This window comes from uncultured Eubacterium sp. (assembly GCF_945980375.1).
GTDB lineage: Bacteria > Bacillota > Clostridia > Oscillospirales > Acutalibacteraceae > Eubacterium_R.
Window position 1 is genome coordinate 24,767 of the sequence record NZ_CAMFQO010000017.1, and the last position, 14,933, is coordinate 39,699.

14 protein-coding genes and 1 tRNA gene are annotated in these 14,933 nt (G+C 39.5%); 8 read left to right on the forward strand and 7 right to left on the reverse strand.

All coding sequences use genetic code 11. The features are described from left to right. Positions 1–88: 88 nt before the first annotated feature. Together Q0P34_RS05740 and Q0P34_RS05745 are read right to left on the reverse strand one after the other, a co-directional pair. Positions 89–1,900 carry a hypothetical protein gene (locus tag Q0P34_RS05740; RefSeq protein WP_294954144.1) on the reverse strand — a complete coding sequence of 604 codons (1,812 nt, stop codon included), beginning with the start codon at positions 1,898–1,900 and terminating at the stop codon, positions 89–91. 110 nt (positions 1,901–2,010) lie between these two features. Next, complete coding sequence (locus Q0P34_RS05745; protein WP_294954147.1) at positions 2,011–2,919, reverse strand: S1 RNA-binding domain-containing protein; 909 nt, start codon at positions 2,917–2,919, stop codon at positions 2,011–2,013. Between the two features lie 129 nt (positions 2,920–3,048). Between Q0P34_RS05745 and Q0P34_RS05750 the strand changes: the two genes are divergently transcribed. Genes Q0P34_RS05750 through Q0P34_RS05775 form a run of 5 tightly spaced genes read left to right on the forward strand, consistent with a single transcriptional unit; the run spans position 3,049 to position 7,850 of the window. Then, positions 3,049–3,234 carry a DUF951 domain-containing protein gene (locus Q0P34_RS05750; RefSeq protein ID WP_294954150.1) on the forward strand — a complete coding sequence of 62 codons (186 nt, stop codon included), beginning with the start codon at positions 3,049–3,051 and terminating at the stop codon, positions 3,232–3,234. 37 nt (positions 3,235–3,271) lie between these two features. Next, positions 3,272–4,348 (forward strand): peptide chain release factor 1, encoded by a 1,077-nt coding sequence (gene prfA, locus Q0P34_RS05755; protein ID WP_294954153.1) that lies wholly within the window; start codon positions 3,272–3,274, stop codon positions 4,346–4,348. Between the two features lie 3 nt (positions 4,349–4,351). Then, on the forward strand, positions 4,352–5,920 hold the full coding sequence (locus Q0P34_RS08440) for an L-threonylcarbamoyladenylate synthase (RefSeq protein WP_366783731.1): 1,569 nt from the start codon (positions 4,352–4,354) through the stop codon (positions 5,918–5,920). Continuing rightward, positions 5,917–7,317: an aminopeptidase gene (locus Q0P34_RS05770; protein ID WP_294954156.1), complete on the forward strand. Its 1,401-nt coding sequence runs from the start codon at positions 5,917–5,919 to the stop codon at positions 7,315–7,317. Before Q0P34_RS08440 ends, Q0P34_RS05770 begins: the two co-directional genes overlap by 4 nt. A 17-nt stretch (positions 7,318–7,334) precedes the next feature. Beyond that, positions 7,335–7,850, forward strand: coding sequence for an S-ribosylhomocysteine lyase (locus Q0P34_RS05775; RefSeq protein WP_294954159.1), 516 nt, complete (start codon positions 7,335–7,337; stop codon positions 7,848–7,850). Positions 7,851–7,998: 148 nt separating this feature from the next. Here the strand turns inward: Q0P34_RS05775 and tnpA are convergent, their stop codons facing one another. Both tnpA and Q0P34_RS05785 read right to left on the reverse strand, forming a co-directional pair. After that, on the reverse strand, positions 7,999–8,469 hold the full coding sequence (gene tnpA, locus Q0P34_RS05780) for an IS200/IS605 family transposase (RefSeq protein WP_294954162.1): 471 nt from the start codon (positions 8,467–8,469) through the stop codon (positions 7,999–8,001). 181 nt (positions 8,470–8,650) lie between these two features. Beyond that, positions 8,651–9,346, reverse strand: coding sequence for a JAB domain-containing protein (locus Q0P34_RS05785; RefSeq protein ID WP_294954165.1), 696 nt, complete (start codon positions 9,344–9,346; stop codon positions 8,651–8,653). Positions 9,347–9,525: 179 nt separating this feature from the next. Between Q0P34_RS05785 and Q0P34_RS05790 the strand changes: the two genes are divergently transcribed. After that, positions 9,526–9,599, forward strand: a tRNA-Gln gene (locus Q0P34_RS05790). Positions 9,600–10,435: 836 nt separating this feature from the next. Here the strand turns inward: Q0P34_RS05790 and Q0P34_RS05795 are convergent. Continuing rightward, complete coding sequence (locus Q0P34_RS05795; RefSeq protein ID WP_294954168.1) at positions 10,436–10,912, reverse strand: hypothetical protein; 477 nt, start codon at positions 10,910–10,912, stop codon at positions 10,436–10,438. Between the two features lie 147 nt (positions 10,913–11,059). Here Q0P34_RS05795 and Q0P34_RS05800 point away from each other — a divergent pair, with 147 nt between their 5' ends. Continuing rightward, positions 11,060–11,296, forward strand: coding sequence for an HTH domain-containing protein (locus Q0P34_RS05800; protein ID WP_294954170.1), 237 nt, complete (start codon positions 11,060–11,062; stop codon positions 11,294–11,296). Here Q0P34_RS05800 and Q0P34_RS08445 read toward each other — a convergent pair. Together Q0P34_RS08445 and rlmN are read right to left on the reverse strand one after the other, a co-directional pair. Next, complete coding sequence (locus tag Q0P34_RS08445; RefSeq protein WP_366783735.1) at positions 11,259–11,606, reverse strand: PHP domain-containing protein; 348 nt, start codon at positions 11,604–11,606, stop codon at positions 11,259–11,261. The two genes, Q0P34_RS05800 and Q0P34_RS08445, sit on opposite strands and share 38 nt — an antisense overlap. Continuing rightward, positions 11,539–12,546, reverse strand: a complete 1,008-nt coding sequence (rlmN, locus tag Q0P34_RS05805) for a 23S rRNA (adenine(2503)-C(2))-methyltransferase RlmN (protein WP_177928818.1) — start codon at positions 12,544–12,546, stop codon at positions 11,539–11,541. Before rlmN ends, Q0P34_RS08445 begins: the two co-directional genes overlap by 68 nt. A gap of 163 nt (positions 12,547–12,709) precedes the next feature. Between rlmN and abc-f the strand changes: the two genes are divergently transcribed. Next, positions 12,710–14,173, forward strand: coding sequence for a ribosomal protection-like ABC-F family protein (abc-f, locus tag Q0P34_RS05810; protein WP_294954178.1), 1,464 nt, complete (start codon positions 12,710–12,712; stop codon positions 14,171–14,173). Positions 14,174–14,933: the final 760 nt, after the last annotated feature.

Sequence of the window (14,933 nt, forward strand, 5' to 3'; positions counted from 1 at the left end):
TAGCACCGTGCTTTTTACTTTACAAGAATTTTACATAACAAAATAAAAGCAATCCTTAAATTATAATCAAGAACTGCTTTTATTAGAACTATTTTTTTGATTTGAGTGTTTTTATCGTTGAGTCGGTTTTGTCATATTGTGTTTTAACATTAACCTCCCATTTAGGCTCTCCCTGCATAAAGCATACCTGCCATTTGGTATTGTCGTATTCCTCTTCGCCATCGAACAGAGGAATCGAAAATCCGCCGTTTTCAGTGAACGCGTTTTTGTAGGTTTTTTCGTCATCAATGTAGTAACGGGTGTAGCCGTATTCGGTTTCGTAGCTTGCCTTAAACTCGGTTTCAAACCTGCCGTCGCCAAGCCTCATCATCCTTGAGGTTGCCGTAACGCTTCTGCCGTAGTCGGAGGATTTGAACTTGTTTGTGCAGTAGAAAACACGGTCGCCGTCTTTTTTGAGAATGTAGTATGCAGAGCCTTCATCGTTCAAAAGATTGCCTATGCCCTCATCCTGATATACCTGAATTGCGTTTTTGCCGTTCCACGTGTAGATGTCGCAAAAATATTTTTCGCTTTCAACAGTGATGTAGTTGCCCTCACTGTCCTCGTCACGCTGGCTTACGGTTTTTTTGTAAACAAGCATAAGCTCGTCGGTGCCGTCGCCGTTAAAGTCTACAAGGTTAACTCCTGCAACGCCGTTGATGTGCGGCATTTTTGTGTTTGTAACAAGCTGCGGCTCGCCGTACCTTTTGATGTATTCCTGCACAAGCTCGTAGTATGCCGTGCTTGCGGTAGCCTTTTTTGCAGGATTGCCTTCTTCGGCTTTTTCGGTGTGCATATCCATAGAGTTTAGCGTGCGCTCCACAATGACAGAGGCCTTAGATTCTCGCAAAACGGAAAATTTAATCCGCTCAAAGCTGTCGGTTGCGTCCTGCGATTTTACCTTAAAGGTGAAATCCTGCGGATTGAATTCTGCCGTACCCTTTTTCTTGAATTCGTGGCCTGCAAGCTTAAGTATTGTTACATTAGATATATTTGCAGGGTCGTGCTTTGCAATGTAAAAGAGGTCGTGGCTCGAGTAAATCGACATCCAAACGTCGTCGTTTTTGTTGTTGCTTTGCGGAATTTTGTCACGGTACAGCTGTTCAAAATTGTTGCCCTTGTAGCCCCATACCTCTGTGTAATATTCGTCGTTGTCGTTGTAGGCAAGCAAAAGCTCCGATTTGCCGTTGCCGTCAAAATCCACCTCTCGCACAATGCAAAGGCCTGTGAGCATATATCCCTTAACATTGTATTCGCTCATATATTTGTAGTTTGCTATGCCGTATTTTTCGGCATATTCGGTGCAGATTTTTGTTGCATCCTTTTCAAACTCGCTGTGCCTGCTGTTTACCTTGTTTGCAGAATTCATAACAGCGGTGACGATTATGATAACAATAAGCAGGATTGTAACTGCAAAGACGATGATTGCTCTCAACCAAGGACCTATGCTTCTGTGCCCAACGTCGTCGACGTGTTCATCTGTCTCTTGCCAATCAATATGTTCAGGTGTACCGTTATCGGCATCGGTAGGCTCGTCGACCTCGTCTGCCGTCGGCAAAAGTCCGTCAAATTCGCTGACGGTCTGTCTGTTGTCATATTCCTCTGCCTCAACTGCGGTGTCCTCTATATCCTTTTTGATGGCTTTGTAAAGCTTTGCAAAAAGCATAAGCACACCGATAATTATTGATTTTACAACACCTGCAATTCTATTTGCAACGCTTTTGTGCTTGGGGATGTGCCTTGCAACGCTTTGCTCTTTGCTTGCAGCACTGCTGTTTTCTGCCTCGTTATGAGTATCCTCGTCATATAGGAATTCTTCAATAGGCTCATCGTCAAAGTAGTTGTACCTCTTTTTGCTCATAATCTCACCTCCCTTGTCACAACGTATACAAATCTATTATACATATTATCATATATTGTCGTGATTTGCAACAAGTATTGTCGAGGAGGTTTGGATTACTCTGCATTGCCTTATTCAAATTTCGTTGTCACCTGTTTAATTGCGCCCTCAGGTGAGTATTGCCAATTCGTAATCTTACCGTCTGAAATGTAATACTTCAGCTCCTGTACATCTGCATAATCCTCAAATGCATCAACAACAACCAGCTTTACCTTCATTTTTTCGGGTAAAATCGATTTTATAAATACCGACACCCTTTGTCCCGGCTCAAGCTTTTTGTATGGCTCTGCAAGCCCTGCAAGATTTGGCTCAAGCTCAACAAACACACCATAGTCCTCTATGCTGCGGACAATTCCCGGTACGGTTTCGCCTACGTGGTATTTGCTGACATTTTCTTTCCATGTGCCGAGCAGCTCCTTGAGCGAAAAGGTAAGCTTGTTTTCCTCCCTCTTTCTTAATACAGTTTGTATAACCTGACCGATTTTCAACCTTTCGTTAGGGTGATTAATTCGCGATACCGAGAGCATATCGATGGGTATAAGCGAGTTTATGCCGGCACCGATGTCAATAAAGGCTCCGAATTTTTCCAAGTGGGTTACCCTTGCCGTTATTATGTCACCGCTTGATAATAGGGATATGTAGTCACGCATACATTCAAGCTGAACTATTCTGCGTGACAGCAGGGCATAGTCGTTGCCGTATTCGTCCTGCTTGATTGCTATAATTTTGAAGCATACAGGCTTGTTAACCTTGCTTATCAGGGCAATGTCACGCACCCTGCCGTCCTCAATTCCAAGGGCTCCCTCGCACCTCGGAATAACTCCGCTCATCACCCCCAAATCCACGTGCAGATTGTGCTGCGTGTCGCACAGCAGGACTCTGCCTTCCACAATCTCGCCGTCGGCAATTGCCCTTAAAATTTCATCTCTGCTTGTGAATTTTCTGTCTGAAAAATTTATACCCTCCGGATAATAATTCATTGTAATCCTTCCTTTGCTTTAGTATTCAATTCTATGTTGCACCTCTTCAAAATATGTTAGGGTACCCTATTGATATGACAGCATAATGGTGTTATAATAAAGAATAATTTGATTAATTATGGTGATTTCGTGAATATTCAGGTTGGAGATGTAATAACGGTAAAAAAGCCACATCCCTGTGGCAGTAAGAATTTTGAGGTTTTGCGTATAGGTGCTGATTTCAAAATCAAGTGCCTTGGATGCGGTCATGTTGTAACCGTTGCAAGAAGTAAAATAGAAAAAAACATTCGTGTTGTTACACCCGCAGAGCAATAATTTGAGTAATTGTAAGCAAGGTAAGTGAGGAATTTTTATGTTTGATAAGCTTGAAGAGGTTGAAAAGAGATATGAGGAGGTAAACGAGCTTGTTTGTCAAAGCGAGGTTGTTGCGGATATGGAGCGCTACACTGCTTTGATGAAGGAGCTTAAAAATCTTACCCCTATTGTTGAAAAGTTTAGGGAATACAAGCAGGCAAAGGACACCAACGAGGAAAGCCGAGAAATGCTTGGTGACAGCTCGCTTGATGAAGATTTTGCCGCAATGGTAAAGGAAGAGTTTGAGCAAAGCAGGGAAGATATGGAAAGGCTCAGCGAGGAGCTGAAAATTCTTCTTTTGCCTCGCGACCCTAACGATGATAAAAATGTAATCGTAGAAATTCGCGGCGGTGCAGGCGGTGAGGAAAGTGCACTTTTTGCAGGGGTGCTTTACCGTATGTATTCTATGTATGCCGAGTCAAAGGGCTTTAAGACCGAGGTGCTGTCTGCAAGCGAAACAGGACTTGGCGGATACAAGGAAATAAGCTTTAGCATCACGGGTGACGGTGCTTATTCAAGGTTTAAGTTTGAGTCGGGAGTTCACCGTGTTCAGCGAGTACCTGAAACGGAAAGCCAGGGCAGAATTCACACCTCAACAACCACCGTTGCCGTTTTGCCGGAGGCTGAAGAGGTTGATTTTGAGATACTCGATAAGGATTTGCAGATAGATACCTTCCGTGCATCCGGTGCAGGAGGTCAGCATATTAACAAAACATCATCTGCAATCAGGGTAACGCATATACCTACCGGCACTGTTGTTGAATGTCAGGACCAACGTTCACAGCACCAAAACAAAGAAAAGGCGCTTCTTGTTCTGCGTGCAAGACTTCTTGATGCAGAAAGAGAAAAGCAAAATGCTCAAATCGCAGGTGAGCGTAAGGCGCAGGTCGGCACAGGCGACAGAAGTGAAAGAATAAGAACATATAACTATCCGCAGGGCAGAGTTTCCGACCATAGAATTAACCTTACCCTTTACAAGCTTGAGGCAATTCTTAACGGTGATATGGATGAGCTTATCGATGCACTTATCACCGCAGACACGGCAGAAAAGCTCAAGGCACAGGGAGAAGAATAAGCAATGCAAACAAAACTGCTTGGCACAACTGAATATGATATTGCCGAGGCAGGCAGGATTATAGCAGACGGAGGCCTGGTTGCTTTTCCTACCGAAACGGTGTACGGCCTCGGAGCCAATGCATTTGATGATGATGCCGTTCGCCGCATTTATTGTGCAAAGGGCAGACCGTCGGATAATCCTCTGATTGTACATATTGCTCAAAAGGAGGATATTGCCGAGCTTGTTCGGGAGGTAACTCCAAAGGCGCAGGCACTTATCGACGCATTCTTTCCCGCTCCGTTAACTATCATACTGAAAAAGTCGGATAAGATAGGCAGTACTGTCAGCGGAGGACTTGACACCGTTGCTGTTCGTATGCCTCAAAACGAGGTTGCACGTGCAATAATCAAGGCAAGCGGTTGTCCTGTTGCGGCGCCGAGTGCAAATACGTCGGGACTGCCGTCGCCTACAAGGGCAAAGTATGTTATTGATGATATGATGGGCAAGATTGACGCTATCGTTGACGGCGGAGATTGTGAATACGGTGTGGAAAGCACGGTTATCACTCTTGCCGAACCGACTCCCGTTCTTCTTCGTCCCGGTGCCGTAACAAAGGAAATGATAGAGGCTGTCATCGGCGAAATAAAGATTGCACCTGCCGTTATTGAGGGAATGAAAAATGATGAGGTTGCCGCCTCACCCGGTATGAAATATAAGCATTATTCCCCAAAGGCAAGGGTTGTAATTGTTAATGCCGACAGGGAGCATTATGAGCAATTTGTCAATTCGCGTAAGGATTGCTTTGCCTTGTGCTTTGATGATGATAATGTTACCGTTCCAAAGGTGACTTTTGGCAGGGAAAATGACGATTTAAGTCAGGCAAGGGAGCTTTTTGACGCCCTTCGAATGCTTGACGAAATGGGCGCAAAAAAGGTTTATGCGCGTATTCCCGGCAAGGACGGTGTAGGTATGGCGGTGTATAATCGTCTTATCCGTGCCGCCGCCTTTGAGATAATAGATTTAACAAAGCCGTTCACCGTTGGCTTAACAGGTCAAACGGGTGCAGGCAAGGGCTATGTTTGTAATGAGCTGAAAAAGCACGGCTTCAAAATTATTGATTGCGATGCCGTTGCACGCAGTATAACAAAAAAAGGCTCGCCGGTTTTGGACGAGCTTGCAAATGCGTTCGGTAACGATATTCTTGTTGACGGTGAGCTTGACAGAGGACTGCTTGCGTCGAGGTGCTTTGATACAAAGGAGCATACCGACCTGCTAAACAGCATTACTCATCCGCGTATTGCACAGCTTTGCAGACAGCAGGCAGACGGCATTTGCGTTCTTGACGCACCTCAGCTTTTCGAGGCAGGTCTTGAAAAGGATTGCTACAAGGTTATTTGCGTTGTTGCCGATGAGCCTACACGAATAAAGCGCATTATGGCAAGGGATAATATAACAGAGCAGCAGGCAAGAGCGAGAATGTCTGCACAGTATGACGAGGATTTTTATATTTCCCACAGTGATTATACAGTCTATAACAACGGCGAGAATATTGCCACACAGATAGAAAATATATTGGAGGTTATCTTATGAGTGAAAAAACAAAGCAGTTAAAGGATATGCTGTTTAACAAAAAGGAAAACGGCATAGATTTTATGACCGAGGATGAGCTCAACGAATGTGATGATTTTTGCGAGGGCTACAAGGAGTTTCTTGCAGAGTGTAAAACCGAAAGAGAGGTTGCCGCATGGGTAGAGGATATTGCACAGGCAAACGGCTTTCAGCGATTTGACGAGTTTGGAGGAGAGCTTGAGCCGGGTGCAAAGGTTTACTATATGAACCGAGGCAAATCAATTATTCTTTGTGTAAAGGGTAAAAGAAGCATCAAGGACGGCGTAAGAATTTCTGCGGCACATATTGATTCTCCGAGAATTGACCTAAAGCAGTGTCCTGTTTATGAGCTTGACGGTCTCGGATACTTCAAAACGCATTACTACGGCGGTATAAAGAAATATCAGTGGACAGCAATTCCGCTTTCGCTCCACGGCAGAATTTGCAAGAATGACGGCTCCTTTGTTGATGTTCGTATCGGCGAGGAGGCAGGCGAGCCAAAGTTCTGCATTACCGATATTCTTCCTCATCTTGGTGCAGACCAAATGTCACGCAAGGCAAACGAGCTTGTTAAGGGCGAGGAGCTCAATGTTGTTATCGGCTCCCGTCCGTTTAAGGATGATGAGGAAAGCGAAAGAATCAAGCTTAACCTTTTGTCGCTTCTTTATGAAAAGTACGGTATCGTTGAGCGTGATTTTCTGTCAGCCGAATTAGAGCTTGTGCCTGCCTTTACGGTAGACGATATTGGCTTTGACAGGAGCCTTATCGGTGGCTACGGTCACGATGACAGAGTTTGCTCATATCCTGCATTGCAGGCTATTCTCAATATCGATGACGCTCCCGAATATACAGCAATTACCGTTCTAACCGATAAAGAGGAAACAGGCTCCGACGGCAACACAGGCCTTAATTCTTCCTATCTCAAATATTTTATTGAGGACCTTGCAAGGCTTGAGGGCTACGAGGGCAGAGACGTTCTTCGTAATTCAAAGTGCTTGAGCGCTGATGTTAATGCTGCTTACGACCCAACCTGGTCATCACCGTTTGAAAAAAATAACACAAGCTTTATAAATAATGGAGTTTGCGTAACCAAGTTTACGGGCTCAAGAGGCAAGAGCGGAACATCCGACGCAAGCGCAGAATATGTCAGCTGGGTAAAATCTCTGCTTGAGGAAAATCATGTTTTGTGGCAGTCGGGCGAGCTTGGAAAGGTAGATGCAGGCGGCGGAGGAACAGTCGCTATGTATATTGCAAATATGGATGTTGATACCATTGATGTCGGTGTTCCCGTTTTGTCTATGCATTCACCGTACGAGATTGTGTCAAAGATTGATGTTTATATGGCATACAAGGCATTTTTGACCTTCTTTACAAAATAAGAAACAGGAGATTTATTATGGACTTAATTCCAAGCTTTCAGGTTGATCATAACCGTATTGTGCCGGGTATTTATGAATCAAGGCTCGACACCCTCGGTGAAGAATTTGCCACAACCTTTGATATTAGGATGAAAAGGCCGAATGCAGAGCCCGCCGTTCATCCAAATGCAATGCACACCATCGAGCATATCATTGCAACCTTTTTGCGTAATGACGATGAGTGGAAGGATAGGATAATTTATTGGGGACCAATGGGCTGTCTTACCGGATGCTACCTTATTGTTAAGGGACATCCTACACCGCAGGAGATTTTGCCTCTTATGATCAGAGCGTATGAATACTGTGCGGATTATGAGGGCGAGGTTCCCGGTGCAAATCCAAAGAACTGCGGCAACTACATTCTTCACGATTTGAATATGGCAAGGTACGAGGCAAGGCTTTTTGCAGATATTCTAAAGGCAAATCCGGGCTTTGAGTATCCCGTTGAACAGCGTATCCAAACCGAAAAGGGACAGATTTTTTACGATTCATAATTCAATATAAGTCAAGACCTCCGGCTAAGCCGGAGGCTTGAGTAAGCCCTAGAAGGGCTTTTTACGGACACAACCCCTAAAGGGGCACTGAAAAGTTTGCCGACCGCATTGTTTTTTCAGGCTACCCCTAAAGGGGTTATTTTTTTACCTACTTGTTCACGCTACCCGTAAACGGGTCTACAAACTCTTTCAATTCTATTTGGTCTGCTATTTTATCTTCTGTCAATTGATTTCGTATGTACTCTTGTATTTGCTTTTTGTTGCGCCCCACTGTATCTACGAAATATCCTCTTGCCCAAAAATGTCGATTCCCATACTTGTATTTTAAATTTGCGTGTCGGTCGAATATCATCAGGCTACTTTTTCCTTTTAGATATCCCATTATTTGAGATACACTATATTTCGGCGGTATACTTATTAGCATATGTATATGGTCTTGACACAATTCGGCTTCTATTATCTCTATACCTTTTTGTTTGCATAATTGTCTCAATATTTTTCCTATATCTACCTTGATTTCTCCGTAGATTGCCATTCTTCTGTACTTTGGTGCAAACACCACATGGTATTGACATCTCCACCTTGTATGGTCTAAACTATTTATGTCTTTCTCTTTCACGATTAAGACCTCCTTGATATTTTAGTTTTGGTCGGCAAACCTACTTCTAATATATCAAGGTGTTTTTATTTTGTCACTTCTCTCCTCGCTAAAGCTTTTCCTTTTCCACCTGCATAGCAGGTGGTTGCCTTTGTTACAAACAAAACAAAGGCAGCCTTAATGATTTGTGTTAAGACTGCCTTTATTGGTTAAATATGAATGAAAAATCAGTGTTGCTCGCCATGGAAATTGCATCATCCTTGTTCACTATGATGTGATCCGTCAGCTCTCCTCCCAGCCTGCCGATAAGCTTGCGGGTGTTTATGGTAAAGCTTACATCCGAGTGCGACGGCTCAAGCGATTCACAAATATGATTGTGTGCCATAATTACGTATTTCGGTTTGTATATCGTCATTATTTGCGTAATTAAGCTCGGCGAAACACTTGCGTGACTTTCCTCGCCCTTGGCTATGTATTGCGCATTGACAACTCGTTTTCGTTCGTCCAAGCATATCATTGCAACTCGCTCAATCTCCTGCAACGAAAGCATGTTTTTTGCATATTCAAGTGTCCTGTCGGTGGTTGTTAAAAAACGGATTTTCCTGTTTTTTCCAAGCATAATTCTTTGCGGAACTCTTTGCAGCAGGGATATGTATATTGCGGCTGTGGGGTGAATTCCGTCAACCTTTATCATCTGCAATGCCGGAATCTTTTTTGTGTTTTCAACGGAAACGTATTTTTCGCTCAGGGTGTCGGTGATAGCCTTCGCATCACATCTCGGCAGTGATGCACAAAGTGCATTTTCAAGTGCCTGCCAGTAGCTTAATCCGTCAAAGCCGTTGGCAACAAAATCAGCCTTTAGCTTCTTGCGAAGCTCGGATTTTTCAATGTCTGCCACTTCAACCACCTCCCAATTTGCTTCCTGTATAATTTTACCATTTATTCCTCCCTTGTTCAAGTCCTTGTTTAAGTGAACAAAGCAATTATTAAAAGAATTTGCAATAACAAACTTTTTTGCAAAAAACACTTGCATTTTCAAAAATCTGTGTTATAATAATTTAGCAAAAGCGAATACATAGAGGTATAGTGTAACGGTAACACTCCGGACTCTGACTCCGTCATTTAAGGTTCGAATCCTTATACCTCTGCCAAGAGTAAAACAGGTACCATTAGGTGCCTGTTTTCTTCTTCTGCGAAGAAGTAAGGATTCGAAGAATCGTTATTACGAGCAAGGCGAGTAACAAGGTTCTCGGGTACCTGTTCAAAATCTTTGATTTTGGTAACGGGTGAGGTTCTTATACCTCTGCCAAAAAGAGCAAATCCGAACGGATTTGCTCTTTTTTTGTCCCAAAATTACCTAAAACAGCCCAAAATAGCCATATTTTTCGGCTTGTGAAAATATGATAAAATCTTTAGAGAGACACTTGAGAGATACCAAAAATTAGGCATAAATCTATTGATTTTGAAAATCGAAATGGTTATTTTTGGCAATTTACGGCAATAATCACAGAGACATTTGAGAGACAATCCTCTAATGTTCAAGTCAATTTAATACCCAGTGGTATAGTGTCGCGCTATCACACTGGACTCTGTTTGTATGTGTTATAGTCCTTGCTTCGCTTCCACTAAAAAAGAGCTGATTTTCAGCTCTTTTTTATTTGTCTATAACGCAAAAGTCGGGTAGGAATCATTCCGATTTTTACCCATAAAAATCTTTTTTGAAAATGGTATTAGGAATTTTGAGATTTATTCTTATTTTTCAGAAAAATCAGCCTTTCTTATTGTTATAGTATAAATGATTAGACTAGGGGTAGCCTATTTTTTGAAAAAGATTTCTATTGTTTGCGTGGAATCTAATTCTCCCTATCGGCACATCAAATGCACCCTAAACTTTTACGAAACTGCCAAAAATAAAGACTCCTTTGCAGTATCATACAATACCACAAAGGAGTTTTAATATCCAGACCTAATATTTTATTTCAATGCTTTACATATCAATGTTTTTATAAGTTTGAATCATTCCTTTTATACTCTTAATCGCTGCTTTATAGGCATCTCCGCTTCTTTTATCGTAAGTATCCTTGCTTATCTGTTCATAGGTCTTCTCGCCCTTAGGCTGATTGATATAATAGAAAACATTATATGAGCCGTCCTCCCAATCATCGTTGGCAGCATTGTATTGCTTATAGCTTATCTCAACAGCAATTCCGTAAAAATTATATTTCTTTGAATCACCCTTGAATACACATTCAACATTCTTCTTCGCATTTTTATATGTTTCTCCAGAATAGCTGCCGTCAATCAGCATTTGTGCATCATTGCTGTACATTTTAACAAGGTCCTTGCTAATATCCGGACCTGAAGATTTTGCAGATGCAATGGAAATGATTGCAATAATCCCTACTACAACTGCAAGAATTATTTTTGCCTTTTTGTTTTCCTTTAGTAAGTTTATGATTTTCATAATGTACCTCCAAAAATTCATTTAGGATTTTATCCTGATTTCATTATAGAGGCTTACTTGGACAGGAAATGTCTATCATAAAAATTTTTTAGAGGTACAGATTTTGTCCATCTTTTATGCTATAATGAGGTTGAGGTGATAAATAAAATGAACAATTATTTTGATTTTGGTACAAACAAAGGCTTTAGGCTTTTGAACATATATGAAAGGCTGAATAAGGGTGAGGAGGTTGTTAAGGAGAGTCTTGCAAACGAATTCGGCGTTTCAAACAAAACTATTCAGCGTGACATTGATGACCTGCGAGCATACATAGCCGAAACTCATATTGATGAGCTTGATACATCAATCAGATATATCTTTTTTTCATATTATCAATCTCATTGAAATATTCATCAACATTAAATAATTGTGAACTTTTATTAATCATTTTTCCCAAATTTATTTCTTTATCATTAAGATCAACATGTTCTGTAAAGCATATCGATTTTAATTTTTTTTGTTTTGCTATTTCGCAATGCTCATTCATACTTGATTTTCCATCTGAAGAAAAAGTAGAATGAACATGCATATCAGAAAACCTCATAACACATTCCTTTCGGCATCTTTCAGATTTAACTTGATTTTTATCACTCATTTCTATCAGACATAGAACGTTTCTTGTTATGATAACTAACAAGTTGCCCACAAGCTGCATTTATTTTGTTTCCACGCGATTCTCTAATAGTAACATCCAACCCTTTTTCTTGTAATTTGTTTTTGAAAACAGTCAATTGTTGTTTGTTTGGACGTTGGATTCTACTACACTCAGTATCATTGTACTGCAATAGATTAATCATGACATTTTTATTTCTAAACCATTTAGCAAGTTGTCTAACATCATTCGGTTTATCATTTACTCCTGGAATTAACAGATACGCAATAGTGATTTTTCTATTATGTCTTTCCGAATAAGACAATGCTGCTTCAACAACCTCGTTAATGTCATTATTCTTCATATGAGGAATGATTTTGTCTCGAGTATTTTGGTTTGTAGCATGTAGTGATAAAGTGAATTGGATCTTTATGTGTTCTTCTCTAAGCTTTTTTAATTGAGCTAAGGGACCTACTGTGGAAATGGTGATACCATCAGTTGGAAAGTTATATCCATTTCGATCCCTTAATATATGAATAGATTTTATTAGGTTATCATAATTCAACAATGGTTCTCCCATCCCCATAAAAACTATTCTATTAACTCGTTCTTTTACTAATAGCACCTGTTGAACTATTTCAGATGCTGTTAAATTTCTCACAAATCCATTGCTACCTGATTCGCAAAAATAACAACCCACAGGGCATCCCACCATAGTACTTACACATATAGTTGTTCCTGTCTTTCTTTTTATACATACAGTTTCAATACAATATCCATCATTTAATTTAAATGCATATTTTCTAGTGTCTCCACCGTTGAAAATATCAACTATTTTAATGGTTTTATAAGGTTTGAAATTTCTTGCACGATAAATCGATTTGTAAAACGAATTTGCCTTTTTTTCTCCAAGAATTGGTGAAATATCTTTTAATGTGTAGTTAAAAGGATCCTTGTAAATCATTTCCTCTGTTATTGGGTTTTCCTTTTTGAATTTTGGCATAATTATTTTCTCAACTCTCTTATTATACTAATATATTTATAATAATGTAAGAATACATTGTTGTCAATAAATTCTTTTGAAATAAATTTTGATTTACTTGATTATCTATTAGAAAAATGTTATGATTACACAAAAGCACGAATTGTACGGAGTTGAAAAACATATGTCTGCTATTATTGTTGAAAATTTAACTTTCTCTTACCCTGGAAGTTACGATAATATTTTTGAAAACACAAGTTTTCAGTTGGATACCTCATGGAAATTGGGTTTAGTTGGGAGAAATGGAAGAGGCAAGACTACTCTTTGTAAATTACTTATGAATCAATACGAATATACAGGTAAAATTATTTGCAACGAGAAATTTGTTTATTTTCCGTGTAAAATCGAAAACAAAGAAAGGATGACCATCGAAATTCTACAAGAAGTTTGTCCAAGTGCAGAAGATTGGGAATTTATGAAAGAGATGTCATCTGTAGATTTGGATATAGAAATACTATATAAACCATTTGATATCTTATCAAATGGAGAGCAAACTAAAATACTTTTAGTGGCATTATTCATGAACGATCACCAATTTCTGTTAATAGATGAACCTACCAATCATCTTGATGTTGAATCAAGAGAATTAGTTTCAAAATATCTTAAAAGCAAGAAGGGATATATTTTAATCTCTCATGATAGAATGTTTTTAGACGAATGTATAGATCACATTTTAACAATAAACAAATCGAGCATTGAAGTTTATTATTGCGATTTTTCAACATGGCTTGAAAATTTTGAAAACCAGCAAAAATCAGAGATGCTTCAAAATATTCGCATCAATAAGGATATAAAAAAACTTCAGGAAGCAGCAAGAAAGAATGCAGAGTGGTCAAACAAATCAGAAAAGGCAAAAAAAGGAGCAAAAGATAAAGGATTTGTAAGCCATAAGGCCACCAAATTAATGCAGAAATCAAAGAATCTTGAAACTCGACAAAATAGATCTATAGAAGAAAAGTCAAAACTTTTAAAAAACTATGAGTACGATCAAGATTTGAAGATATACCCTTTGGAATATCACTCAGAATTATTGGTTGAATATAAGGATGTATCTATGATTTATGATGATAATTTGATAAATTCACCGGTTTCATTCTCACTAAAAAAGGGGGATAGAGTTGTATTAAATGGAAAAAATGGAAGTGGGAAAAGCAGTTTAATTAAAGCACTTGTAAATGGAAATATACAACATCGTGGCGACATTTTTATTGCTTCAAATTTGATTATTTCCTATATACCACAAGATACATCGTTTTTAACTGGGAGCTTAACAGATTATGCAGTTTCAAAAAAAATAGACGAATCTTTATTTAAAGCAATTTTACAGAAGATGGGCTTTACTAAAATTCATTTCGAACGAAACATTGAAGAATATTCAGAAGGACAAAAGAAAAAGGTACTTGTTGCTGGGAGCTTATGTGAAAAGGCGCACATATACGTATGGGACGAACCATTAAATTATATCGATATGTTTTCTCGAATACAGATAGAAAGATTAATTAATACATATCAACCTACGATGATTTTTATTGAACATGATAGATTATTTCAAAACACAGTTTCTACAAAAACGATAAATGTCGTTTGAAGAGGTATATATTTATGAAAAATTATTATAATTTTAATCTCACTAATGAACAAAAACAATATGCTAAAGAGACCGATGATTTTTTATATGAATTAGATATATGCAAGTTAAGACATATACGATTTGCACTGTAATTCGTAGTATTAAAATCGAATATTTAGAGGCAAAAGATTCGAAAAAAATTCACAGAGACATTTGAGAGATACGAGAGCCTTGAAACGTGCTTGAAATGGGCATTTTGTATGAAGCATTGTGTGGCTCTGACTCCGTCATTTAAGGTTCGAATCCTTATACCTCTGCCAAGAGGAAAACAGGCACCATTAGGTGCCTGTTTTCTTCTTCTGCGAAGAAGTAAGGATTCGCAGAATCCTATTAGCCGAGGGTGTTAAGTGCCCGAACGCCAAGGTTCTGCACAAAGTGCAGGTTCTTATACCTCTGCCATAAAATAAGAGTTGATTTTCAGCTCTTTTTTGTTTGTCTATAACGCAAAAGTCGGGTAGGAATTATTCCGATTTTTACCAAAAAATCCTTTTGAAAATGGTATTAGGAATTTTGAATTAGATTTATTCTTATTTTGCACACTATTATCTCCTTTTCCTATATGGCAACGGAATTGTTGACACATGCCATAAATTATTTTATACTATATGTATTCAAGGAGGTGTACCCATGGATTTTTCATCCTATTTTCCAATTTGGAACAAACTGACACCGACCCAGCAGCAGATTTTGGAGCAAAATGCAGTTTTGCGAAAAGTGG

What these genes read in the sequence shown, in the direction of transcription:
- Q0P34_RS05740 (WP_294954144.1), bottom strand. Translation starts at nt 1,900, where the DNA reads ATGAGCAAAAAGAGGTACAACTACTTTGACGATGAGCCTATTGAAGAA.
- Q0P34_RS05745 (WP_294954147.1), bottom strand. Translation starts at nt 2,919, where the DNA reads ATGAATTATTATCCGGAGGGTATAAATTTTTCAGACAGAAAATTCACA.
- prfA (WP_294954153.1), top strand. Translation starts at nt 3,272, where the DNA reads ATGTTTGATAAGCTTGAAGAGGTTGAAAAGAGATATGAGGAGGTAAAC.
- Q0P34_RS08440 (WP_366783731.1), top strand. Translation starts at nt 4,352, where the DNA reads ATGCAAACAAAACTGCTTGGCACAACTGAATATGATATTGCCGAGGCA.
- Q0P34_RS05770 (WP_294954156.1), top strand. Translation starts at nt 5,917, where the DNA reads ATGAGTGAAAAAACAAAGCAGTTAAAGGATATGCTGTTTAACAAAAAG.
- Q0P34_RS05775 (WP_294954159.1), top strand. Translation starts at nt 7,335, where the DNA reads ATGGACTTAATTCCAAGCTTTCAGGTTGATCATAACCGTATTGTGCCG.
- Q0P34_RS05795 (WP_294954168.1), bottom strand. Translation starts at nt 10,912, where the DNA reads ATGAAAATCATAAACTTACTAAAGGAAAACAAAAAGGCAAAAATAATT.
- Q0P34_RS05800 (WP_294954170.1), top strand. Translation starts at nt 11,060, where the DNA reads ATGAACAATTATTTTGATTTTGGTACAAACAAAGGCTTTAGGCTTTTG.
- Q0P34_RS08445 (WP_366783735.1), bottom strand. Translation starts at nt 11,606, where the DNA reads ATGCAGCTTGTGGGCAACTTGTTAGTTATCATAACAAGAAACGTTCTA.
- rlmN (WP_177928818.1), bottom strand. Translation starts at nt 12,546, where the DNA reads ATGCCAAAATTCAAAAAGGAAAACCCAATAACAGAGGAAATGATTTAC.
- abc-f (WP_294954178.1), top strand. Translation starts at nt 12,710, where the DNA reads ATGTCTGCTATTATTGTTGAAAATTTAACTTTCTCTTACCCTGGAAGT.